Annotated in this window: 15 protein-coding genes; 5 read left to right on the top strand and 10 right to left on the bottom strand. The window is 71.5% G+C overall.

Translation table 11 applies throughout. The annotated features are described in order from the left end of the window. Positions 1-14: 14 nt before the first annotated feature. From ACIQNG_RS06135 to ACIQNG_RS06115, 5 genes are all read right to left on the bottom strand, one after another. Entirely contained in the window at positions 15-1,292 is a 1,278-nt protein-coding gene (locus tag ACIQNG_RS06135; RefSeq protein WP_401482814.1) for an ABC transporter permease, read from the bottom strand. Beyond that, entirely contained in the window at positions 1,289-2,110 is an 822-nt protein-coding gene (locus ACIQNG_RS06130) for an ABC transporter ATP-binding protein (RefSeq protein WP_401482813.1), read from the bottom strand. Before ACIQNG_RS06130 ends, ACIQNG_RS06135 begins: the two co-directional genes overlap by 4 nt. Beyond that, the gene (locus tag ACIQNG_RS06125) at positions 2,107-3,708 is read right to left on the bottom strand and encodes a peptidoglycan-binding protein (protein WP_401482812.1); all 1,602 of its coding nucleotides are present in this window, start codon (positions 3,706-3,708) and stop codon (positions 2,107-2,109) included. The genes ACIQNG_RS06130 and ACIQNG_RS06125 overlap by 4 nt, the downstream gene beginning before the upstream one ends. A 3-nt stretch (positions 3,709-3,711) precedes the next feature. Continuing rightward, on the bottom strand, positions 3,712-4,644 hold the full coding sequence (locus tag ACIQNG_RS06120; protein WP_401482810.1) for a hypothetical protein: 933 nt from the start codon (positions 4,642-4,644) through the stop codon (positions 3,712-3,714). A 150-nt stretch (positions 4,645-4,794) separates the two neighbouring features. Then, positions 4,795-5,223: a hypothetical protein gene (locus ACIQNG_RS06115; RefSeq protein ID WP_401482809.1), complete on the bottom strand. Its 429-nt coding sequence runs from the start codon at positions 5,221-5,223 to the stop codon at positions 4,795-4,797. A 483-nt stretch (positions 5,224-5,706) separates the two neighbouring features. Here ACIQNG_RS06115 and ACIQNG_RS06110 point away from each other — a divergent pair, with 483 nt between their 5' ends. Continuing rightward, positions 5,707-7,068 (top strand): hypothetical protein, encoded by a 1,362-nt coding sequence (locus ACIQNG_RS06110; protein WP_401482808.1) that lies wholly within the window; start codon positions 5,707-5,709, stop codon positions 7,066-7,068. A 322-nt stretch (positions 7,069-7,390) separates the two neighbouring features. Here ACIQNG_RS06110 and ACIQNG_RS06105 read toward each other — a convergent pair whose 3' ends face one another. Then, positions 7,391-8,086, bottom strand: coding sequence for a response regulator (locus ACIQNG_RS06105; protein WP_401482807.1), 696 nt, complete (start codon positions 8,084-8,086; stop codon positions 7,391-7,393). 102 nt (positions 8,087-8,188) lie between these two features. After that, on the bottom strand, positions 8,189-9,409 hold the full coding sequence (locus tag ACIQNG_RS06100; protein WP_401482806.1) for a sensor histidine kinase: 1,221 nt from the start codon (positions 9,407-9,409) through the stop codon (positions 8,189-8,191). 327 nt (positions 9,410-9,736) lie between these two features. Here ACIQNG_RS06100 and ACIQNG_RS06095 point away from each other — a divergent pair, with 327 nt between their 5' ends. The 3 genes from ACIQNG_RS06095 to ACIQNG_RS06085 all read left to right on the top strand — a co-directional run bounded on the left by ACIQNG_RS06095 (position 9,737) and on the right by ACIQNG_RS06085 (position 16,028). Continuing rightward, on the top strand, positions 9,737-12,022 hold the full coding sequence (locus ACIQNG_RS06095) for an MMPL family transporter (RefSeq protein ID WP_401482805.1): 2,286 nt from the start codon (positions 9,737-9,739) through the stop codon (positions 12,020-12,022). An 83-nt stretch (positions 12,023-12,105) separates the two neighbouring features. Beyond that, positions 12,106-14,391: an ATP-dependent RecD-like DNA helicase gene (locus tag ACIQNG_RS06090; RefSeq protein WP_401482804.1), complete on the top strand. Its 2,286-nt coding sequence runs from the start codon at positions 12,106-12,108 to the stop codon at positions 14,389-14,391. A 347-nt stretch (positions 14,392-14,738) separates the two neighbouring features. Further along, the gene (locus ACIQNG_RS06085; protein WP_401482803.1) at positions 14,739-16,028 is read left to right on the top strand and encodes a citrate synthase; all 1,290 of its coding nucleotides are present in this window, start codon (positions 14,739-14,741) and stop codon (positions 16,026-16,028) included. 1,147 nt (positions 16,029-17,175) lie between these two features. Here the strand turns inward: ACIQNG_RS06085 and ACIQNG_RS06080 are convergent. The 3 genes from ACIQNG_RS06080 to ACIQNG_RS06070 form a co-directional block, all read right to left on the bottom strand. Further along, positions 17,176-17,415 carry a heavy-metal-associated domain-containing protein gene (locus ACIQNG_RS06080; RefSeq protein ID WP_401433070.1) on the bottom strand — a complete coding sequence of 80 codons (240 nt, stop codon included), beginning with the start codon at positions 17,413-17,415 and terminating at the stop codon, positions 17,176-17,178. Positions 17,416-17,536: 121 nt separating this feature from the next. After that, complete coding sequence (locus tag ACIQNG_RS06075) at positions 17,537-18,490, bottom strand: PrsW family intramembrane metalloprotease (RefSeq protein ID WP_401482802.1); 954 nt, start codon at positions 18,488-18,490, stop codon at positions 17,537-17,539. 131 nt (positions 18,491-18,621) lie between these two features. Further along, the gene (locus ACIQNG_RS06070; protein ID WP_401483058.1) at positions 18,622-19,224 is read right to left on the bottom strand and encodes a TetR family transcriptional regulator; all 603 of its coding nucleotides are present in this window, start codon (positions 19,222-19,224) and stop codon (positions 18,622-18,624) included. A 311-nt stretch (positions 19,225-19,535) separates the two neighbouring features. On the opposite strand from ACIQNG_RS06070, the gene ACIQNG_RS06065 reads away from it, so the two are divergent. Continuing rightward, on the top strand, positions 19,536-21,800 hold the full coding sequence (locus ACIQNG_RS06065; RefSeq protein ID WP_401482801.1) for an MMPL family transporter: 2,265 nt from the start codon (positions 19,536-19,538) through the stop codon (positions 21,798-21,800). The last annotated feature ends 33 nt before the right edge of the window (positions 21,801-21,833 follow it).

Raw genomic sequence — 21,833 nt, 5'->3', positions numbered from 1 at the left:
CGACGGTCGTCGGGTCAGCGGCGCAGGGCCTCCGCCGGTTGGATGCGGGCCGCGCGCCACGCCGGGTACAGGCCCGCGAGGAGACCCGTGGCCAGGCCGACCGCGGGGGCGGCGGCGACGGTGACCGGGTGGACCACGGGAGTCCAGTCCCGTACCACCGACACCGTGACCACCGTGATCACGCCGACACTCGTGCCGACCAGACCGCCCAGGGCCCCCAGCGCGCCCGACTCCGCGAGGAACTGGAGCGTGATGTGGCGGCTGCGCGCGCCGAGGGCCCGGCGCAGACCGATCTCGCCGGTGCGTTCCAGCACGGCCACCAGCGTGGTGTTGGCGATCCCCACGGCACCGATGACCAGGCAGATCGCGGCCAGAAGCAGGAAGAGCTGCCCCAGGTCGGAGGTGACCGACGTACGCAGTGTCCTCGGGTCGGGCGGCGGGGTGGCTTTGAGGTACTCGGGGTGGTCCGGCCGTAGCGCGGTCGGCGCCTCGTGCGCCACCTGGGCCGCCGCCCCGGTCCTGGTCGCCACCAGCATCTTCGCGCCGCCCTCCGCGGGGGCACCCCACAACTCCTCCGCCGTGCTGCTCGGGACGACGACGCTCAGCAGCAGGTCGGCCTTGCGCTGGACGTCGTCCACGATGCCGATCACCGCGAACGGCTCGTTGTCGATGAACACCGCCGGCCGTGTGTCCAGCGTGGTGATGCCGAGCCGGGCGGCCGTCCCGGAGCCCAGCAGCGCCACCCGCGCCGCGGTGTCCTGCTGGAAGTCGTCGTACAGCCGCCCCTGCGCGAGGGTGGGCAGGGCGGCCTGGAGCGTTCCGGGTGAGGCGGCCAGGATCTGGGCCCGCTCACCGGCCGAGTCGGCGAGCGGGGACGCGCGGACCGTGTCGGACGCGGTGGGCCGCACCTGCCAGTAGACGCCCGCGTGCTGGACGCCGTTCAACGCCTCGATCCGGTCGTCCGCGTCGTCGGGGAAGGCGAAACCGGCGAACTCGTTCTCCTGGTGGCCCACGTCCTCGATGGTGACCTCACCGGCGCTGAGCAGGTCGAAACGGGAGTCGATCTGCGAGGAGGCGGTCGCCGTCAGACCGAGAACGGCGACGAAGGTGCCGACTCCCAGCACGGTCCCCAGCGCGGTGAGCACCGAGCGCGCCGGCCGCTGGAGCATTCCGGCCAGGGACTCGCTGAACAGGTCGCGCGGGGAGAGCGCGGAGAACACGGTCAGCGAGCGCCGGCCGGCGGTCCGCCCCTCCGTGGGCGTGGTGCCCTCGCCGGTGTGCGTGCCGCTCATCCGAGGACCTCCTCCTGACGGCTTCCGGCGCGCTGTTCCGCGAGGACCCCGTCCCGGATGGCGACCGTGCGTTCGCCGTGGGCGGCGACGGCGGGGTCGTGGGTGATGACGAGCACGGTCATGCCCTCCCCGTGCAACTCGTCCAGCAGCGCCAGCACGCTCTCCGCCGTCGTCGTGTCGAGGTTGCCCGTGGGTTCGTCGCACAGCAGCAGCGAGGGTCTGCTCACCAGGGCGCGCGCGATCGCCACCCGCTGCCGCTCACCGCCGGACAAGCGGGTGGAGAGCGCGTCGATCCGGTGGCCGAGTCCCACCCGGGTGAGGGCGGCGCGCGCCCGTGCCGTGCGGTCGGCGCGCGGGGAGCGGTTGTAGACCATGGCGAGCGTGACGTTCTCCAGCGCGCTGCGGTGCGGCATCAGATGGAACGACTGGAAGACGAAGCCGATGTGCCGGCCCCGCAGGGCGGCGCGGGCCGCCTCACCCGCACCGGCGACATCGATCCCGTCCAGGAGGTACGAGCCCTCCGTCGGCGCGTCGAGCAGCCCCGCCACGTTCAGGAAGGTGGACTTGCCCGACCCGGAGGGCCCGATCACCGTGACGAACTCCCCGCGCCGCACGACCAGATCGCAGGGCCGCAGCGCCGTGACGGGCGGCGGGCCGGGGTAGGTCAGCCCCACGCCACGGAACTCCACGACCGGGGGTTCCCGCCCCGGGGTCTGCTGACCCGGGGACTCCTGACCCGGCACGGGCTCCGTCCCCGGCACGGCCGCCCGCTCCGCTCCCCGGCGGCGGAACAGGGCGCGGCCCGCGCGCAGGCTCATGCACCGCCTCCGCCGGGCGCGTCCGTCTGCCGTACGCCGGTGACCACCAGGGCGCCGGGCTCCAGACGGCCTCCATCCACCGGGACCACCTCCACATATCCGTCGCCCTGGGTACCGGCCCTGACCTGCACCCGGTGCTGTGCGCCCGCCGTCGCGACGACGGTGACCGCGCTCTTGCCGTCCGGGCCCACGGACACCGCGGTGACCGGCACCACCAGTGCCTTGCCGCCCGTGGAACCGGCCTCCACGGTGAGCCGTACTTCCTGACCCGCCAGCGCGCGGTCCAGAGGTTTGTCGGGCTTCACCACGACCGGATAGCCCTCGGGCGCGGACGGAGCGCCCTCACCCTCCTCGCCCTCCTCGGACGTGCCGTCCTGCCGCTGGTCCGCGCCGAGGGTCTTCCCCACGGACCGGACCGTCCCGGGGACGGTGGTGCCGGAGCGCTCGTCGAGGATCTCGACCCGCTGACCGGACCTGACCAGACCCTTCTGACGCTCCTGAAGATGGCCCTGGACGACGAGTTGCCCCGTCGACACGGTCATCACGTCGGCGGTCACCGGCGAACCGACCGAGGCGGACACCGAGTCCACCCGGGCCGGGAACCCGGGCAGGAACACCACCTCGGCGGCCGGCAGCATCGGACCGTCGGCCGCCCGGGCCTCGGCCAACGTCTCACGAGCTGTCTCCAGGTCCTCCTGAGCCCACCGCAGCGCCCGCTCGGCCTCCGCGTCACCACCACCGTCACCGTCACCGTCACCACCGGCATCGGAACCGCCGCCCGTGGTGCCCTCACCGCTGCCGGTACCGCCGGTCGTACCGCCCGTAGCACCGGCCGTCGTACCGCCCGTAGCGCCGCCCGTCGTACCGTCTGCCGTCCCCCCGCCGGTCTCCGCCGCGGAGCGGTCCGCCGCCGACTCCGCCTGTTCCAGGGCGCGTTCGGCGGCCCGGACGCCCGCCTCCCCCGCTTCGACGGCCTCGCCGTCGTCGGCCGCGGGCTTGGGGTCGTAGCCGAGCCCGGCGTACAGGGACCGGAGTGCCGCCTTCGTGCCGGATCCGAAGACGCCCGACCGGTCGTCGCCGGTGCCGTGCCCCAGGCCCCGCAGCGCCTTCTGCATCTGGGTGACGTCATCGCCCTTGGCCCCCGGCTTGAGATCCCGGTACACGGGCAGTTCGCCCTTCAGCACGAACACCGGGCGGCCGGACACCTCCAGCAGAAGCTGCCCGGCCCGGACGGTGTCCCCGGCGTCGACCGGCAGCTTGGTCACCACCGGTTCGGCGGCGCCCTCCTCGCCTCCCGCCACCGGGGTCACGGTCACGGACTGCCCGGCCGCCACGGTCCCGCGTACCACCACGGTCTCCTTCAGCACACGCCGCTCCACCGGGGCGGTCAGCACATCGGCGGGCGGCGGTTCGGTGTCGGCCGCGGCCTGGGCCGGTGACTTGATGACCTGCGCGGCGGCGAACCCGGCCACCGCCAGCAGGGTCGACCCCGCGGCGACGGCGGCCACCCACCGCCGCCGGGTCATCCGGACCGGCGAACCCGGCTCCGGGTCCGGGTCCGACGGGTGGTGCGGTTCCGGTTGCTTCAGCCGGTCCATCGGTCACCCGGCCAGTTCGCTCGCGGACGCCTTGAGCATGCCGTCGATGTCCGCCTTGGCCTCGCTGAGCGCCTCGGCGTTCTGCTCCACGGCCCGCTCCTGGTAGGCGTGGTCGACCGCGAACCAGACGCCCACCACGTTGTGCTTCGCCCGGCACTCCTGGTCGGCCGTGGCGACCTGGATCTCGTGCCGGGTGGGCTGCGGGGTCCGCACCCACCGCTCGTCGCCGTTGGCGGCCAGCGGGTCGGCGTAGTCGAAGCCCTTCCCCTTCATGCACGTCGACCACTCGGCGAACACCGCACGGGTACGGGCGTCCTGCTGGGCCTTCGCCAGTGTGTCGAGCTTGAGATCGGTGGACGTCTGCGGGTCGCCCACACTCCCGTCGACCGAGCCGGTGAGCTTCTTGCGTGCCTCTCCGACACAGCCGTGGTCCGGGACGGTCTGGCCGTTGATGACCTGCCCACCGGACCCGAACTTCTCCTCCTCGGGGTCGTCCGATCCGCGCTCGGCCGTCTGCATCACAGCCGTCATCTTCTGGCCCCTGTTCCCCCAGGGACCGTCAGGCTGCTCGGGGATGCCTCCCACGGGGTGGTAACCCCACTTCTCCGCCTGCTCGGTGCTCTGTACCCCGAAGCGGCCGTCGGTCCGCGTGGTCGGGGCGTCGCCGGTTCGCTGTTCCGCGGCGGCCCGCGGGACCGTGTAGTCGAACCCGAACCGCTTCATGCAGTCGGACACCAGCCCCGCGTAGGCGTTCTCCAAGGTCTGCCGCTGCTCCGGGTTCAGCAGATAGGTGTCCAACGGCATTGATCTGTCATTGGCGTGAGTGATCTTCGGCGTCTCGGCGACGGCGGGCGGTTCCTTGGAATTCCCCTTCGCATCCTCCGATGAGCTGTTGCCGTCCGAGCAGCCGGTCAGGAGCAGCGGCACACAGACCAAGAGAGCAGAATAGCGGCGTATTGTATGAGACACAGTGGTGCCTACTCCCGAGTTTTCTGATTCTTCTGAGCGGAGGCCGGTGCCGGGACTGATTCTTCAGTGCCGGGGGCACGGGCCGGGACCCGCGCCCCCGGATATCCTGGTCGGGACTCAGATGGTCCTGCCCGACGCGTTCTGGTTCTTCATCGTCGAGTTGAGATCTCTGGTGTAGTAAGGCGGGATGTCCTGGCAGGCGACATTGCAGTTGTAGCCGCTGTTGTAGAACACGCGGAACGTGCTGCCGGTGAAACTGTCCACCGCGGCGGCGTTGTTCTTGACGTCGACGCCGGCCCCGGCGCTGCCGTTCTTGCCGGCCCGGAAGGTGTAGCCCGCGTAGTCCGAGTACCAGCCGTACTGCACGAGGACCGCGCCGTACCCGTAGGCCGAGGAGTTGTAGTGCAGACAGACCTCGCCCGGCGAGCAGTCGGTCTCGAACGCCGTGTTGCCGTCCGCCGTGGCGGGTGTCGCCGTCGCCATCGCCAGGCCGGCGGTCAGCGCGCCGCCCGCCAGCGTGGTCGCCATGAGCTTCCTGATTCGCATGCCGATTCTCTTCCTTCGCAGTTCGGATTACTCCGGATCCGCGCACAGGGAAGAGCATTCCCCCGACGGTATGGTGCTTGTGCGCCTTCGAAACAGGCGGAACTGGACGTTCTTCTTGCCGAGAACAGTCGAGAGGGTGTGCCCATTTGCGCGGACTGCTGCACCGCTCCTAGGGCATTCGGAGACGTCTTTCCGCTCCGAATGCGGGATGCGTGATCGGTTGCCGCGAAGACGCTTGGGCAAGAGTAGGTCGAGACTTTACGAAATGCCGCCCCTTTTCTTTCCCGGCACGTCTTAAAATCGATCAACCATCCAGGTTTCCATGGGCGGACTGCGGTAGTGATCGTCCGGTATGTGATCACTGGCGATGAAATGTCTCCCGATGGAATTTTAAGTTCCAGGTATGCGGAATGTCTTACTCTGGCGTGAATCTTTCCACGTATCTCTCCTCGGAGCCCGCTTGCTCCGGCAAACTGGGAGCGTATGACCCACCTCAAGCACCCGCACCTGTCCGGGCTGGCCCGGAATCCCGCCGCCGGCGAGGGCCTCCTCATCCGGCTCGCCGCGCATGACGCCGGCCGGCACGGGCTGGCCCTGCGGCCGGGGCGGCTGCCGGACGGCGTCGTGGCGGCCCTGCTCACGCACGGGGACGCCCACAGCGCGGCGCTGCTGCACGGGGACCGGGTCTCACCGGCCATGCGGCGCGGGATCGCCGCCCACCCCGACCCGGAACTCCGGGACGCGTTCCCGAACTTCGTCCGGCACCTGGTCGACCGCCGGGTGGTGTTCGACATCGGCACCCTGGAAGAGGCGTACGGCGCCCCCCGGACCGTACTCGTCGCCGACCCGGACCCCAAGCTGCGCGTCGCCGTCGCGCTGACCTGGCACGACCGGCCCGCCTCCGCCCAACTCGCCCTGCTCGGAGACCCCGACCCCGAGGTGCGCGCCGCGGCCATCGAGCGCCGTCATCCCGGTGTCCCGCCGGAGTGGTACGACCGCTGCCTGGCCGACCCCGCCACCCGCGTCAACGCCGCCCGCAGCGTCCCCCTCACCCAGGATCGGTTCGACGGGCTGATGGACACCGAGGACGCCGACGTCCGCCGAGCCGTCGCCGAGAACCCCCACCTCTCCGCCGACATGGTCACCCGTCTCCTCGGCATCGAGGACTCCCTCGTCCGCGCCGCCGTCGCACAGAGCCGGCACGTCGACGCCGAGACCCGCGCCCGGCTGTACGCCCGGCTGGAGGCCGACAGCGAGGCCGGGGACATCGACGCCGACCTGGCGCTCAACTGGCACCCCGTCGAACCGGGCTGGCTGCGCGACGCGCCCCTCGCCGAGAAGCTCACCCACCTCGACTGCCCGCACCCCGTCTTCCGGCGGGTCCTCGCCTCCTGCCGCGATCTTCCCGCATGGGCCTGGCAGCGGCTCGACGCCGACCCCGTCCTCGCCGTGCGGCGCGCCGCGGCCCGGCGGCCGGACACCCCGCCGGACGTCCTGGAACGGCTCGTCCGCGCGCACGGGGACGTCTCCCACATCCGGCCGACCCACGTCGACCACCCGAACTTCCCCCGCCACGTCCTGCGCACCTACGCCGACGAACCGGACCCCCGCCTACGCCGACTCGCCCTGAAGGACCCGGACCTGCCGCCGCCCACGCTGCACCGGCCGGCCGACGACGCCGACAGCCACGTACGAAGCGAAGCGGCCCGGCATCCCCGGACCCCCGCCCCGCTGCTGGAGCGGCTGCTCCACGACCCAGAACCCGGGACCGCCGAGGCAGCCGCCGCCCACCCCGCGCTGCCGCCCGACCTGATGCACCGCATCCTCACCGACGCCCGCCTCTGACCCGGGCCCGGCCCGAAGGGGGCCTCAGTCCCCGACCCTCAGTCCCCGACCCCGAGCCCCGAGTCCCCGGCCCCGAGTCCCCGGCCCCGAGCCCCGAGCCCTCGGCCCCGAGTCCCGGCCCCGAGCCCTCAGCCCGAGCCCCGAGTCCCCGGCCTTTGGCCCTCAGCCCCGAGCCCCCCGGCCCGAGCCCTCAGCCCCGAGCCCTCAGCCCCGAGTCCCCAGCCCGAGCCCTCAGCCCCGAGCCCCGAACCCCCAGCCCCGAACCCCCAGCCCCGAACCCCCAGCCCCGAACCTCCAGCCCCGAACCCCCAGCCCCGAGCCCTCAGCCCTCCGCGTTCCGCGCCCGTACCAGGCCCGACTCGTACGCCGCGATCACCGCCTGCGCGCGATCCCGGACGCCCAGCTTGGCGAAGACGTTCGTGACATGGTTCTTGACCGTCTGGACGCCGATCCCCAGCGCCGCGGAGATCTCCGAGTTGTCCAGGCCGGAGGCGATCATGCGGAGGATCTCGATCTCACGCGGGGTCAGGTCCGAGAGGTCGGCCGTCAGCGTCGGGCCGGCCACGAACGTGGAGATCAGCCGGGTCAGCAGCCGGGGCGCCACCACCGCCTCACCACCGCGCACCGTACGCAGCGCCGCCGTCAGTTCCTCGGGCGACACGTCCTTCGGCAGGAACCCGGACGCCCCCGCCCGCAGCGCGCGGATCACGTACTCGTCCATGTCGAAGGTGCTCAGCGCGAGCACCCGGGTCTCCGGCAACGCGCTCACCAGGCGCTCCGTCGCCGTCACCCCGTCCAGGACCGGCATCCGGATGTCCATCAGGACCACCCCGGGCCGCAGCCGGTGCGCCGCCTCGATGGCCTCCTCGCCGTTCCCGGCCTCGCCCACGACCTCGATGTCCGGGGCCGCCCGCAGGATCAGGGCGAGGCCCATACGGACCAGCGGCTGGTCGTCGGCGATCAGCACGGTGAGGGGCGCGGCGCCGGTCGTCGCGGGGCTGTGCGGTGGTGTCGTCATGGAGAGCACGTCTTCCTGTCTTACGGGGGCTTCCTCCCGGTCTCGGAGAACGGGCGGGACACCGGTCTCATGGTTCCGGAGAACGGGCGGGACACCCCGGGCTCACGAGGGCGGCAGCGGCACCGTCGCCCTCACCCGGAACCCGCCTTCCGCACGCGGCCCCGCCTCCAGAGAGCCCCCGTGCACCGCGACGCGTTCCCTCATGCCGAGCAGACCATACCCGCCCCCCGCCAGCGACGACGCCGTACGGCGGCCCGCGAGACCGTGCGGGCGGGGACGGCCGTCGTCGGTGACGGTGACCGTGACCCGGCCGGGGCCGTAGTCGAGGCGTACCACCGCGTGCGCGCCCCTCGCGTGCTTGCGGGCGTTGGTGAGGGCCTCCTGGACCACCCGGTACAGGGTCAGCCCGGTCGTCGCGGGGACGGCCTCGGCGGGCGGCTCACCCGTGATGTGCAACTCGGCCGGCACCCCCGCCGCCTTCGAACTCTCGATCAGCCGCTCGATGTCGGCCACCCCCGGCTGCGGCTCCGACGGGGCGTCCGGCGCGTCGTCACTGCGCAGCACCCCCAGCAGCGCCCGCATCTCGCCGAGCGCCGAACGCGCCGACGTCTCCAGGGTGACCAGGGCCTCGCGGGTGGCCGCCGGATCGTGGTCCAGCATCGTCCGGGCGCCCCCCGACATGAGATACATCGTGGTGATGTGGTGCGCCACCACATCGTGGAGCTCGCGTGCGATCCGGCGCCGCTCGTCCGTCACCGCCCGCTCCTCCAGCAGCCGCCGGGTCAGCGCGGTCTGCCGCCGCCACTGCCGTACCCACACGGCGATGGCCCCGACGAGGACCGGACCCAGGGTGTCCCCGGCGACCGCCGCGAACTCCACCCCCGCCACCAGCGAGCGCACCGCCGTCGCGCCCACGGTCAGGACGCCCGCCCAGATCACGGTGGGCCGGTCCGCGGTCCGCGCGACCCCGTAGAAGGCGAGGAGCATCGGCACGCTCACCCCCTGGCCCATCGGGACGATCAGGCCCACCGCGGTCTGCGCGGCGACCAGCGCCATCAGCGTCCGTACCGGATGGCTGTGCCGCGGCAGCAGCAGCGCGGAGGTCAGCACCAGGAGCACCACCCCGACCGGTGTCGCGTCCCACGGGCTGCTCGCGGCCGTCCCGAGGTAGTCGACGAGTTCCAGGACGGTCACGAACAGGATCAGTACGTCGTTGCGCAGCCAGGACAGCGCCGGGGAGACCAGTCCGCGCTCCCGCGCGTGCCGGAGGTACCACCGCCCGGCCCGCCGGAGCGCGTCCCCGATCCCGTGCTCGCGGTTCATCCAGCGCCTTCCCTGTCCGCGTCCCGCCTCGTACGGTTCCGTGCCGGTGCTGTCTTCGCCTCGTACGGTTCCGTTCCGTGCCGGTGCCTTCTTCGCCTCGCACGGTTCCGTGCTTTCTTCCCGTCCCTCTCATCCGACCACGCCCCGCCCGGGGGCTCCTCCCCACCCCGGCGGATCACCGGCCAGTACCCCGGTACTGGCCCCCGGGCCGCCCATGACCGGGGTCCCGGGTGCTGTTCCGTCCCGTGCACGATGCCCGGAGTGCCCCCGTGTTGATGGGCTGGGAGACGTACCCCGCTCCCGTCTCCGGAAGAGGCCCAGAACACCATGATCCGCAGTCTGACCTCGTTCGCCACGCGTCGGCGCTGGCTGACGATCATCGTCTGGGCGGTGCTCGGCATCGCCCTGACGGTCGTCGGCCAGTCGCTGATGTACAAAGCCACCGACTCCCAGCCCGGGGACTTCCTGCCGAAGGGGTACGACTCCGCCGCCGCCCTCCAGGTCGCCGAGGACGAGTTCGGCACCAAGCCGGACGCCAACGCGGCCACCGTCCTCGTCGCCCGCGCCGACGGCGCGAAGCTGACCGGCGCCGACCGGGAGCGGATCGGCGCGATAGCCGCCGACCTCGCGGACCGGAAGGTCACCATGCCGCCGGCCGAGGAGCCGCTGATGGAGGACCACTCCCAGAAGCCGAAGCTCTCCGCGGGCCCGACCTCGCCCGACGGCGCCTTCCAGCTCCTGTCCCTCTCCCTGTCCGGCAACATGAACGACCCCGGACTCCAGGACGTCTACGAGGAGTTCCGGGACGACGCCCGGCAGGAGTTCGAGGACGCGGGGCTGCGGGCCGGGTTCACCGGCGGCATCGCCTCCACCGTGGACACCGCCGAGGCGGGTGAGCACCGCGAGGTGATCATCGGCGCGCTCACCATGGGGCTCATCGTCCTCCTCAACGTCCTGGTCTTCCGCAGCCCCCTCGCCGCGCTCCTGCCCCTGCTGGCCTGCTCGCTGATCGGCGGTGTCGCGATGGGCGCGGTCGCGGGCGCCGCCCAGCTCTTCGACATCCGGCTCGACGGCTCCGTACCGTCCCTGATCAACGTCATCCTGCTCGGCATCGGCATCGACTACTTCCTCTTCCTCCTCTTCCGCTTCCGCGAGCAACTGCGCACCCACCCCGAGCAGAACGCCCGCGAGGCCGCCGCGGCCACCGCGGCCAAGGTCGGCGGCGCCATCGCCTCCGCCGGACTGACCATCGTCGCCGCGTTCGCCACCCTCGGCATCGCGAGCTTCGGCCAGTTCCGGGTGCTCGGCCCGTCCATCGCCGTCTCCGTCCTCGTGATGCTGCTGGCCAGCCTGACCCTGATGCCCGCGCTGCTCGCCGTCACCGGCCGGGCGATGTTCTGGCCGACCAAGGCGTGGCGCAAGGAGCCGCGCGGCGGACTCGCCGCCCGCGTCGGGGACGCCGTCGCCCACAAGCCCGTGCGCCACGCCGCCGCCGCCCTCGCCCTCCTCGGTGTCCTCTCGGCCGGCGCCATGGGCGTCAAGATGAGCTACGACCAGCCCGCCCCGGACCGCACCGACGCGGTGAGGGTCTCCGAGGAGATCGCCCGCAGCATGCCCGCGGGCGCCACCGACCCGCACACCGTCTACGTCCGTGCCGACCGGCCTCTCGACCAGGGCGCCGTGGACTCGCTGGCGGGCGCGCTCGCCCGGACCGAGGGCGTGGGACAGGTGCTGCCCGCCCAGTACGACAAGGACCGTGACGCGGCGGCCATCGGCGTCGTCCTCAAGGTCGCCTCCGACACCTCCGAGGCCCGTGAACTGGTCTCCGGACCGGTGCGCGGCGCCCTCGCCGAACACACCCCGGACGGCGCCGAGGCCCACATCACCGGCACCGCCGCGATCTACTCCGACATCTCCGAGGCCGTCGACAAGGACCTGCGCAAGGTCTTCCCGATCGCCGCCGCCCTCATCGCCCTGATCCTGCTCCTGCTGCTGCGTTCGCTCATCGCGCCCGTGGTGCTGCTGATCGCCGTCGGCCTCGGCTTCACCGCCACCCTCGGCGCCGCCACCTTCACCTTCCAGCACACCCTGGACCGGGCCGGGGTGACCTTCACCCTGCCCCTGGTCCTCTTCCTCTTCGTGGTCGCCCTCGGCACCGACTACAACATCCTGATCAGCGACCGGATCCGGGAGGAGATGGCCCGCCCGGTCCCGGTCCGCAAGGCCGTCGCCAAGGCCGTACGGCACACCGCGCCCGCCATCACCACCGCCGGGCTCGTCCTCGCCGGCTCCTTCGCCAGCCTGGTCGCCGACCCGGCCACCCAGGAGGTCGGCTTCTCCACCGCCCTCGGCATCCTGCTCTCCGCCGTCGTCCTGTCGATCGTCCTCGTACCGGCGCTGGCCGTGCTGCTGGGCCGCGCGATGTGGTGGCCGAGCCGGGGCCGGGGCGAGGCGTACGACGCCCCGGACGCCCCCGACGCCCTGCGGTACGCCGACGACAGCGCGGGTGACCGCGTCGGCGACCGTGCCGGTGACCGCGTCGGCGACGGTGCCGGTGATCGCGGCCGGGACGCCTTCGGGGGGCGTACCCCGTATCCGGCCGAGCGGCGCTGACCTGCGGGCGGGTGACAACGGTCGGTCGGCCGGTTGTCCACAGGCTCCGACCGTTGTCAGCGTCCGGCGGTACCGTCGGCGGCATGGCTCAACAGGCGGGGAACCCCATGGCCGGGCGGACGGCGGCCGAACGGACGTCGGCCGAACGGACGTCGGCCGTGCTCGAAGGTGTGCTGGAGCGGATCACGTACGCCAACGAGGAGAACGGCTACACCGTCGCCCGCGTCGACACCGGACGCGGCGCCGGTGATCTCCTCACCGTCGTCGGCGCGCTGCTCGGCGCCCAGGTGGGGGAGTCGCTGCGGATGGAGGGCCGCTGGGGCTCCCATCCGCAGTACGGCAAGCAGTTCACGGTGGAGAACTACACGACGGTGCTGCCCGCCACCGTCCAGGGCATCCGCCGCTACCTCGGCTCCGGGCTGGTCAAGGGCATCGGCCCGGTCTTCGCCGACCGCATCACCCAGCACTTCGGACTGGACACGCTCCAGATCATCGAGGAGGAGCCGAAACGGCTCATCGAGGTGCCCGGCCTCGGCCCCAAACGCACCAAGAAGATCACCGACGCCTGGGAGGAACAGAAGGCGATCAAAGAGGTGATGCTCTTCCTCCAGACCGTGGAGGTGTCCACCTCCATCGCCGTACGGATCTACAAGAAGTACGGCGACGCCTCCATCTCCGTCGTGAAGAACCAGCCCTACCGCCTCGCCGCCGACGTCTGGGGCATCGGCTTCCTCACCGCCGACAAGATCGCCCAGTCCGTCGGCATCCCGCACGACAGCCCGGAGCGGGTCAAGGCGGGCCTCCAGTACGCCCTTTCGCAGTCGACGGACCAGGGGCACTGCTTCCTCCCGGAGGAACGGCTGATCGCCGACGCCGTCAAACTGCTCCAGGTGGACACCGGGCTGGTCATCGACTGCCTCGCCGAACTCGCCGCGCCCCCACGGGAGGACGGCGAGGACCCGGGTGTCGTCCGGGAGACGGTCCCCGGCCCCGACGGCGGCGAGCCGGTCACCGCCGTCTACCTCGTCCCCTTCCACCGCGCCGAACTCTCCCTCTCCGCCCAGTTGCTGCGGCTGCTGCGCACCGGCGAGGACCGGATGCCCGGCTTCCGGGACGTCGCCTGGGACAAGGCGCTGGGCTGGCTGCGAGGGCGTACGGGGGTGGAGCTGGCGCCCGAGCAGGAGGCGGCCGTGCGGCTGGCGCTGACGGAGAAGGTCGCCGTGCTGACCGGCGGCCCCGGCTGCGGCAAGTCCTTCACGGTCCGCTCGATCGTGGAGCTGGCCCGCGCGAAGAAGGCGAAGGTGGTGCTGGCCGCGCCCACCGGCCGGGCCGCCAAGCGGCTCGCCGAGCTGACCGGCGCCGAGGCGTCCACCGTGCACCGGCTGCTGGAGCTGAGGCCCGGCGGGGACGCCGCCTACGACCGGGACCGCCCCCTGGACGCGGACCTGGTGGTGGTGGACGAGGCGTCCATGCTGGACCTGCTGCTCGCCAACAAGCTGGCGAAGGCCGTACCGCCGGGGGCGCATCTGCTGTTCGTCGGCGATGTGGACCAGTTGCCCAGCGTCGGCGCGGGGGAGGTGCTGCGGGATCTGCTGGCCGACGGCAGCCCGGTGCCCGCCGTCCGGCTCACCCGGGTCTTCCGGCAGGCCCAGCAGTCCGGGGTGGTGACCAACGCGCACCGGATCAACGCGGGGCAGCACCCGGTGACCGACGGCATGAAGGACTTCTTCCTCTTCGTGGAGGACGAGACGGAGGACGCCGGCCGGGTCACCGTGGAGGTGGCCGCCCGTCGGATTCCCGCCAAGTTCGGGCTCGACCCGCGCCGCGACATCCAGGTCCTCGCCCCCATGCACCGCGGCCCGGCCGGCGCCGGCACCCTCAACGGCCTGCTCCAGCAGGCCATCACCCCGGGCCGCCCCGACCTCGCCGAGAAGCGGTTCGGCGGGCGGGTCTTCCGTGTCGGCGACAAGGTCACCCAGATCCGCAACAATTACGAGAAGGGGGAGAACGGTGTCTTCAACGGCACCGTGGGCGTGGTGACCTCTCTCGACCTGGTCGAACAGCGGCTCACGGTGCTGACGGACGAGGACGAGGAGGTTCCGTACGAATTCGACGAGCTGGACGAACTGGCGCACGCGTACGCGGTGACCATCCACCGCTCGCAGGGCAGCGAGTATCCGGCCGTGGTGATCCCGGTCACCACGGGCGCGTGGATGATGCTCCAGCGGAATCTGCTGTACACGGCGGTCACCCGGGCCAAGCAACTGGTGGTCCTCGTCGGTTCCCGCAAGGCGATCGGCCAGGCGGTGCGCACGGTGTCCGCGGGACGCCGCTGCACGGCACTCGACTTCCGGCTCTCCGGCACATGACGTACGCGGTGTACGTGGCGTACGTGGCGTACGTGACTTCCGTATCCGATTCCGGTAGGTGACTCCGGTACGTGGCCCCGTGGCTCCGGGACTCCCGTACGGGGGCTCCCGACGCTCCGGCACCGGACAGCGTCAGCTCACAGAAAAATGATCGATCAAATGAGTCACGAAGGTCACAGACCACTACCGGATGCCGGATCGAGCGGGCAGGATGGCAAGTTGGCGGCACTGAGTGCCGCCGATTAGCCCAATGGTCGACCCCGAGTGCACTCTCCTGAGCCAAATGGGGGATGGTAGAGACAGTCAGGGCACCTCGAAGATGAGGCACTACGTCGGTGAGGGAAGACGTGAGCGACAACTCTGTAGTACTGCGGTACGACGGCAGCGAGTACACCTACCCGGTGATCGACAGCACCGTCGGCGACAAGGGCTTCGACATCGGGAAGCTGCGTTCCCAGACCGGGCTCGTGACCCTGGACAGCGGCTACGGCAACACCGCCGCCTATAAATCCGCCATCACCTATCTCGACGGTGAACAGGGCATCCTTCGGTACCGCGGTTACCCGATCGAGCAGCTGGCCGAGCGCTCCACCTTCCTGGAGGTCGCCTATCTGCTGATCAACGGCGAGCTTCCGACCGTCGACGAGCTCTCCGTGTTCAAGAACGACATCACGCAGCACACCCTGCTGCATGAGGACGTCAAGAACTTCTACAAGGGCTTCCCGCGCGACGCCCACCCGATGGCGATGCTGTCGTCGGTCGTCTCGGCGCTGTCCACCTTCTACCAGGACAGCCACAACCCGTTCGACGAGAGGCAGCGCAACCTCTCCACGACCCGACTGCTCGCCAAGCTCCCGACCATCGCGGCGTACGCGTACAAGAAGTCGATCGGTCACCCGTTCGTCTACCCGCGCAACGACCTCGGCTATGTCGAGAACTTCCTCCGGATGACCTTCTCGGTCCCCGCACAGGAGTTCGAGCTGGACCCGACGGTCGTCGCCGCCCTCGACAAGCTCCTCATCCTGCACGCGGACCACGAGCAGAACTGTTCGACGTCCACGGTCCGGCTGGTCGGCTCCTCGCAGGCGAACATGTTCGCCTCCATCTCGGCCGGTATCAGCGCCCTGTGGGGCCCGCTGCACGGCGGCGCCAACCAGTCCGTGCTGGAGATGCTGGAGGGCATCCGCGACTCCGGCGGCGATGTCGACACCTTCATCCGCAAGGTGAAGAACAAGGAGGACGGCGTCCGCCTGATGGGCTTCGGCCACCGGGTCTACAAGAACTTCGACCCGCGCGCCAAGATCATCAAGGCCGCCGCGCACGATGTCCTCTCCGCCCTGGGCAAGTCCGACGAACTGCTGGACATCGCCCTGAAGCTGGAGGAGCACGCGCTCTCCGACGACTACTTCACCGAGCGCAAGCTCTACCCGAACGTCGACTTCTACACCGGTCTGATCTACCGGGCCATGGGCTTCCCGACCGAGATGTTCACGGTCCTTTTCGCCCTCGGCCGGCTCCCGGGCTGGATCGCCCAGTGGCACGAGATGATCAAGGAGCCGGGCTCCCGCATCGGCCGTCCGCGCCAGATCTACACCGGCGTGGTCGAGCGCGACTTCGTTCCCGTCGAGGCACGCTGAACGATTCTCCCTCGGGCCCCGTATTCCACTGTGGTGGTGTACGGGGCCTGTTGTGTGTGTGGGGGGAGGGGCGGGTTGGGGTGCGTGGAGTGGGCGGGGTTGGTGGGACCGGTGGGACCGGTGCGGCCTGTGGAGCTGGTGGGGCCGGTGCGGCCTGCTGTGGGGCTTGCGGGGCTTGCGGGGCCTGTGGGGCCGCTGGGGGGCCTGGGGGTCGGGGGAGATGCCCGGCGTCTTGGCGGGCCCGGAGAGAGGCGCCGGGGGGCGCCGGGAGGTCGCGGGAGGCCGAAGGAGGGGGGCGCGCGCGACGGCGCGGAAGCGGGGCAACGGCGACGGAGGCGCTCCGGAAGGGTTGGCGGACGCGGTCCGGAGGTGGAGGCGGTCCGGAGGCGGTGGCCGGAATGACAGAAGGCGCCCTGGCGCCAGTCCCCCCACGGGCCGACGACCAGGGCGCCTTCCCATGTCCCGGTGCGGATTCCCCCCACGGGATCCGGCCGGGCGTCTGTGGAGACCAGCGCCTGAATTCGCTGTCTGAGCGCAACGAGCAAAACTCGCCGCACTCGGGTGCCGCGGTGTTCGCGGCTGTGCAGTTGTGTATCCGATGCATCTGCCGGGACAGCGCACGCTGGGAGGGCCGCTCAAAGCTCCCCGGTGTACGTGTCCCGGCAACGCAATTCTGAGGAAGTCCCCCAAGACATCCCCAGACGCCATCCGACGCCCCCCAAGACGTCGTCTGACATCGTCAACTTAGACCTTCGAACCCCTTCGATGGTTACGTTCGCATCACTGTGATCTGCGTCTCTTGCATTTGTCCCGTTTGCTACGCAAGCGACGTGATCGGCGGAACGGGGCTCATGCGTAATGGAGATGCGCGAGCCTTGTGAAGAGCTTATGTGAGGCGCGCGCCGGACTCCAGGGGGTCCCAGGTCACGACTTCGGCGAACCCGCGGTAACTTCCGTTCGGATTCACCGGTCGTTCAGTGGAACGTATGCAATCGCGGGCTGTTCGGCGCGGTGGACGGGTGCCCGGAGCCGTCCGGGGTCGCCCGCAGTCGTCCGGGGTTGTCCGGAAACGACCGACCGGGCCGTGGGCGGGACTCGCCCCACGGCCCGGTCGGTCCGACGGCCGGTGCGGCGGTCGGGATGGCGCTCAGGCGCGGCCGGTGAGTTCGTAGCCCGCCTCGTCCACGGCGGCGCGTACGGCCTCCTCGTCCAGCGGCGCGGCGGAGACCACGGTGACCTCGCCGGACTTCGCCACGGCCTGCACCGAGCTGACGCCGGCGATCCGGGAGATCTCCTCGGAGACGGCCCCCTCGCAGTGGCCGCAGGTCATCCCGGTCACCTGGTAGACGGTGGTGACGGAGCCGGTGGTGTCGGTCTGGGCGGTCATGGCGTTCTCCTAGTCGAGACGGGGCCCGGGCGAGCCGGGCCCTGGTCGGGACGAGTCCTGGTCGGGACAGGTGAGGTCGACGGGGCCCACGAGGAGCGCCGTCAAGAGTCAGAGTATACCCCTAGGGGGTATTTCTCCAAGAGGGGTCGCGTCGCGCGAGCGCCCGCGCCCAGATCAGCCCCAGCAGGGCCACCACGACCATCGCGCCCACCGAGAACACCGTGAACAGATGCTGCTGCTCCGGGGTCGGGCGCGGGATGTACCCCTGGGCGAACAGCTCCCGCTGGAGGTTCGTCTCGGTCAGATGCGTCACCAGCCACACCGCGATGCCGTGCGTCGAGTCCCATAGCGCGTGCAGCGCCGAGACCCCGAGGTACGTCCAGAGCAGCGGGGCGGTCAGGCGGTACCGCCCGTCCGGGCGCCGGTACGCCAGGAGCACGCCCCCCGCGATCGCCGTCCACAGCCCGTGCCCGAACGGGGCCAGCACCCCGCGCAGGATCTCCGTCTCCAGCAGTGCCCGCAGATCGATGCCCTCGGTGGAGACGGCCGCGTTGAACGCGTACCCCGCGCTCTCCAGCGCGGCGAACCCGAACCCGACCGTCGCGCCGAGGACGATGCCGTAGCGCAGTCCGCGGATCCACGGCTGGCGGCGCAGGACGAACATCAGCGCGCCCAGCTTCACCGCCTCCTCGATCAGCCCGACGCCGAGGAACATCCACAGGGACGGGTGCAGGAGGTAGTACTCCATCAGGGAGGCGCCCAGGACGCCGAGGACGCCGCCGGTCAGGAAGCAGCCGAGGATCACCCCGGTGCCGAGGTCCCGGCCGTGGCGCTCGTAGGCCCACAGCACGAAGGTGACCGGCACCAGGAAGCTGCCCAGCAGGATCAGGGTGGGCAGCAGGGTGGTGTTCTTCGTCGCGTACGTCACCAGCGCGGTCAGCACCCACAGGGCGAGGCCGCCCCACAGGCAGCGCCGCCACAGCCCGGCCCGGATCTGCGGCTGCGCGGGCGACGGCTGCTGGGGGCCGGGGATACGGGCTCGGGGTGCGCCGGGCGGCGGCGAGGAGTGGGTCACGGCGGGTCCCTTGGGCTGCGCGGTCCGCGGCGGGCGGCGCCGACCACGGAAACGTCTACGTCTGGGCGTTTTGTCCGAACCCTAAAGGGGCCGGGTCCGCCGCGCAGTCCGGGAGATGGTGCCGGTGCCTGTCATCCGAGCGGTGCCGTGGCGGGGTCGGCCGGGTCCGCGCAGTCGCCGACGAGGGGTTCGAGATAGCGGACGAGTACGTGCTTCAGCTCGGCGACATAGGCGTCGCGCTCGGCGCCCTCGCTGGCGAGGACCAGTTCCAGGCCCGCCTTGTAGACGCTGAGGCAGACGTTGGCGGTGCGCTCGATGTCGGCGTGGCGGCCGTCCGGGAGGAGCGAGGAGAGTAGGGCCTGGATCCGCTCGACCAGGGACGCGTGCAGCGCCTCGTGCTCCTCGGCCATCCGGCCGGGCACGTCGGGGCCGTGCATCAGGGCGAAGAACGCCGGGTGTTCGGAGTTGAACGCGATGAACCGGTCCACGGCCGAGGTGACCACCAGTTCCATCGGCGCCGCCGGATCGACCGCGTCGAGCGCCTCGCCGTACGTGTCCCGCATCTTGTGCATCAGCCGCTCGCCCAGCTCGATGGCGATCGCTTCCTTGTTCGGGAAGAACTGGTACAGCGTGCCCGGTGAGACCCCCGCCTCGCGGGCGATGGCGTTGGTGCTGGCGGCCGTGTATCCGCTCGTGGTGAACACCGTGGCGGCGGCGTCCAGCAGTTGCGCGATCCGCCGCTCTCCCCGGGCCTGCCGCCGCCGGGGCCGCTCATCGGCCTGGTCGGCCTGGTCGGCCTGGTCGGCCTGGTCCGCCTGGTCGGCGTCGGCCGCGGTGGGCTGTGTGTCCGGCACGAGTGATCCCCAGCTCTCCGATCATGATTGACAAACACGAGTGTCTACTCGCATTCTGGAGAAACGCGAGCGATGTCTCGTGTTTGTCAGTCTATGGCAATGACTGACCCCTGCCCCGCTGCCGCCTGCCTGCGCACACGCGCACACCCGGCGCACGGAAGCGGGGGTCATGGTGAAGGGGACACCGCAGCATGACCGAAGTCAACACGCCGCCGCGACCGCCCCGGCAAGGCGGCTGGACGCGGTTCGTGACCGCCCGCCCCCGGCTGTCCCTGCTGGTCGCGCTGGTGCTGACCGCGCTCGCCGTGCTGGCGGGCGGCGGGGTCGCCGACCGCCTCGGCAGCGGCGGCTGGGAGGACCCGGACGCCGAGTCGACCTACGCGACCAGCGCCCTGGAGCGGGCCTTCCCCGACTCCCAGCCCAACTTCCTGCTCCTGGTCGACGCCGGGGAGGCGTCGGTGGACGACCCCGCCGTCGCCGCCGAGGCCGACCGGCTGGCCGAGCGCCTCGCCGCCGAGGAGGGCGTCATCGGCGTCGGCTCCTACTGGCGGACGGGTTCGCCCGCCCTGCGCGCCGAGGACGGCCGTCAGGCCCTGATCGCCGCCCGTATCACCGGCGACGAGAGCGAGGCGAGCAGGACGCTGGAGCGCATCGCCCCCGACTTCCGCGGCACCCACGGCCCGGTCGACGTACAGCTCGGCGGCATGGTCTCCGTGATGCACGAGATGCAGACCACCATCGAGGAGGACCTGCTGCGGGCCGAGCTGATCGCCCTGCCCGTGACGCTCGTGCTGCTCGTGATGGTCTTCGGCAGCGCCGTCGCCGCCCTGCTCCCGCTCGGTGTCGGCATCGTCGCGATCCTCGGCACCAACGCCGTGCTGCGCGGACTGACCGAGTTCACCGACGTCTCCGTCTTCGCCCTCAACCTCACCACCGCCCTCGGCCTCGGCCTCGCCATCGACTACGCCCTCTTCATCGTCCGCCGCTTCCGCGAACAACTGGCCCTCGGCGACGACCCGTCGACCGCGGTCGGCACCACCCTGCGCACGGCCGGCCGCACGGTGCTGTTCTCCGCCCTCACCGTCGCGGTCTCGCTCGCGGCGATGCTGCTCTTCCCGCAGTACTTCCTGCGCTCCTTCGCCTACGCCGGGATCGCCGTGGTGCTGCTGGCCGCCGCCGCGGCGCTGATCCTGCTCCCGGCGGCCCTGCTCCTGCTCGGCCACCGGGTCAACTCCCTGGACCTGCGCCGGGCGCTGCGCCGCGGCCGGCGGCCCCGGCCGGACGGGCCGGGCGAGCGGGAGGAGGGCCGGGCCTGGGGGCGTACGGCCACCCTGGTGATGCGCAGGGCCCCGTTCTTCGCGCTGGGCACCACGGCCGTGCTCGTCCTGCTCGGACTGCCCTTCCTGGGCGTCAAGTTCGGCACGGCGGACGACCGCCAGCTCCCGTCCAGCGCCGAGTCCCATGTCGTGCAGCAGCACATCCGCGACGGCTTCCCGGGCAACCCCGGCGGCGGTCTGGAGATCCTCGCCGAGGGGCGGGCGACCGGGACGCAGTACGCCGCGTACAAGCAGCGCGTCGCCGCGCTCCCGGACGCCCTGCGGGTCGACGGCCCGCTGGTGAAGGGCGACACGGCGTACTTCACGGTGCAGCCGAAGGGCGAGGCGGTGGACGAGCCCGCCCAGCGGCTGGTGGCCGAACTGCGCTCCGTGGACGCCCCGTTCGACACCAAGGTGACGGGTGCGGCGGCGGTCCTGGTCGACTCCAAGGACGCCATCGGCGAGAAACTGCCCTGGGCGGCGCTCTTCATCACCGTGGTCACCCTGATCCTGGTCTTCCTGCTCACCGGCAGTGTGCTCATCCCGATCCAGGCGGTGGTGCTCAACGCGCTCAGCCTGACGGCGATGTTCGGCGCGGTGGTCTGGGTCTTCCAGGACGGCCATCTCTCCGGCCCCCTGGGCTTCACCAGCCCCGGCTCCATCGAGACCACCGTCCCCGTCCTGATGTTTTGCATGGCCTTCGGACTCTCCATGGATTACGGGGTGTTCCTGCTCTCCCGCATCAAGGAGGAGTACGACAAGACGGGCGACCATCGCGAGTCCGTACGGCACGGCCTCCAGCGCACCGGCGGTCTGATCACGGCGGCGGCGGTCATCCTGGCGGTGGTGCTGGTCGCGATAGGCACCTCCCGGGTCACCAACACCAAGATGCTGGGCCTGGGCATCGCCCTGGCCGTGCTGATGGACGCGATGGTGGTCCGCAGTCTGCTGGTCCCCTCGGTCATGCGGCTGACCGGCCGGGCCACGTGGTGGGCCCCGGCCCCGCTGCGCCGGCTCCACCACCGCTTCGGCCTGAGCGAGAGCGAGCCCCCGCCCCCGCAGCCCGCCCCGGACGGGAAGCCCAGCCGGCCCCGGGAGACACCGGACCACGCGGACGCCGGGGCGGGAACGAGAAGCTGACGGACCAGGGTTCCCGCGCCGGGCGACGTGACG

The sequence above is a fragment of the Streptomyces sp. NPDC091377 genome (assembly GCF_044757045.1).
GTDB lineage: Bacteria > Actinomycetota > Actinomycetes > Streptomycetales > Streptomycetaceae > Streptomyces.
The sequence above is the reverse complement of the archived record's forward strand: the minus strand, read 5'-3'. Positions and strand labels throughout refer to the sequence as shown.

Excerpts from the sequence above, each read along its gene's own strand:
- ACIQNG_RS06135 (WP_401482814.1), bottom strand. The coding sequence starts at position 1,292 with ATGAGCGGCACGCACACCGGCGAGGGCACCACGCCCACGGAGGGGCGG.
- ACIQNG_RS06130 (WP_401482813.1), bottom strand. The coding sequence starts at position 2,110 with ATGAGCCTGCGCGCGGGCCGCGCCCTGTTCCGCCGCCGGGGAGCGGAG.
- ACIQNG_RS06125 (WP_401482812.1), bottom strand. The coding sequence starts at position 3,708 with ATGGACCGGCTGAAGCAACCGGAACCGCACCACCCGTCGGACCCGGAC.
- ACIQNG_RS06115 (WP_401482809.1), bottom strand. The coding sequence starts at position 5,223 with ATGCGAATCAGGAAGCTCATGGCGACCACGCTGGCGGGCGGCGCGCTG.
- ACIQNG_RS06110 (WP_401482808.1), top strand. The coding sequence starts at position 5,707 with ATGACCCACCTCAAGCACCCGCACCTGTCCGGGCTGGCCCGGAATCCC.
- ACIQNG_RS06105 (WP_401482807.1), bottom strand. The coding sequence starts at position 8,086 with ATGACGACACCACCGCACAGCCCCGCGACGACCGGCGCCGCGCCCCTC.
- ACIQNG_RS06100 (WP_401482806.1), bottom strand. The coding sequence starts at position 9,409 with ATGAACCGCGAGCACGGGATCGGGGACGCGCTCCGGCGGGCCGGGCGG.
- ACIQNG_RS06095 (WP_401482805.1), top strand. The coding sequence starts at position 9,737 with ATGATCCGCAGTCTGACCTCGTTCGCCACGCGTCGGCGCTGGCTGACG.
- ACIQNG_RS06090 (WP_401482804.1), top strand. The coding sequence starts at position 12,106 with ATGGCTCAACAGGCGGGGAACCCCATGGCCGGGCGGACGGCGGCCGAA.
- ACIQNG_RS06080 (WP_401433070.1), bottom strand. The coding sequence starts at position 17,415 with ATGACCGCCCAGACCGACACCACCGGCTCCGTCACCACCGTCTACCAG.
- ACIQNG_RS06065 (WP_401482801.1), top strand. The coding sequence starts at position 19,536 with ATGACCGAAGTCAACACGCCGCCGCGACCGCCCCGGCAAGGCGGCTGG.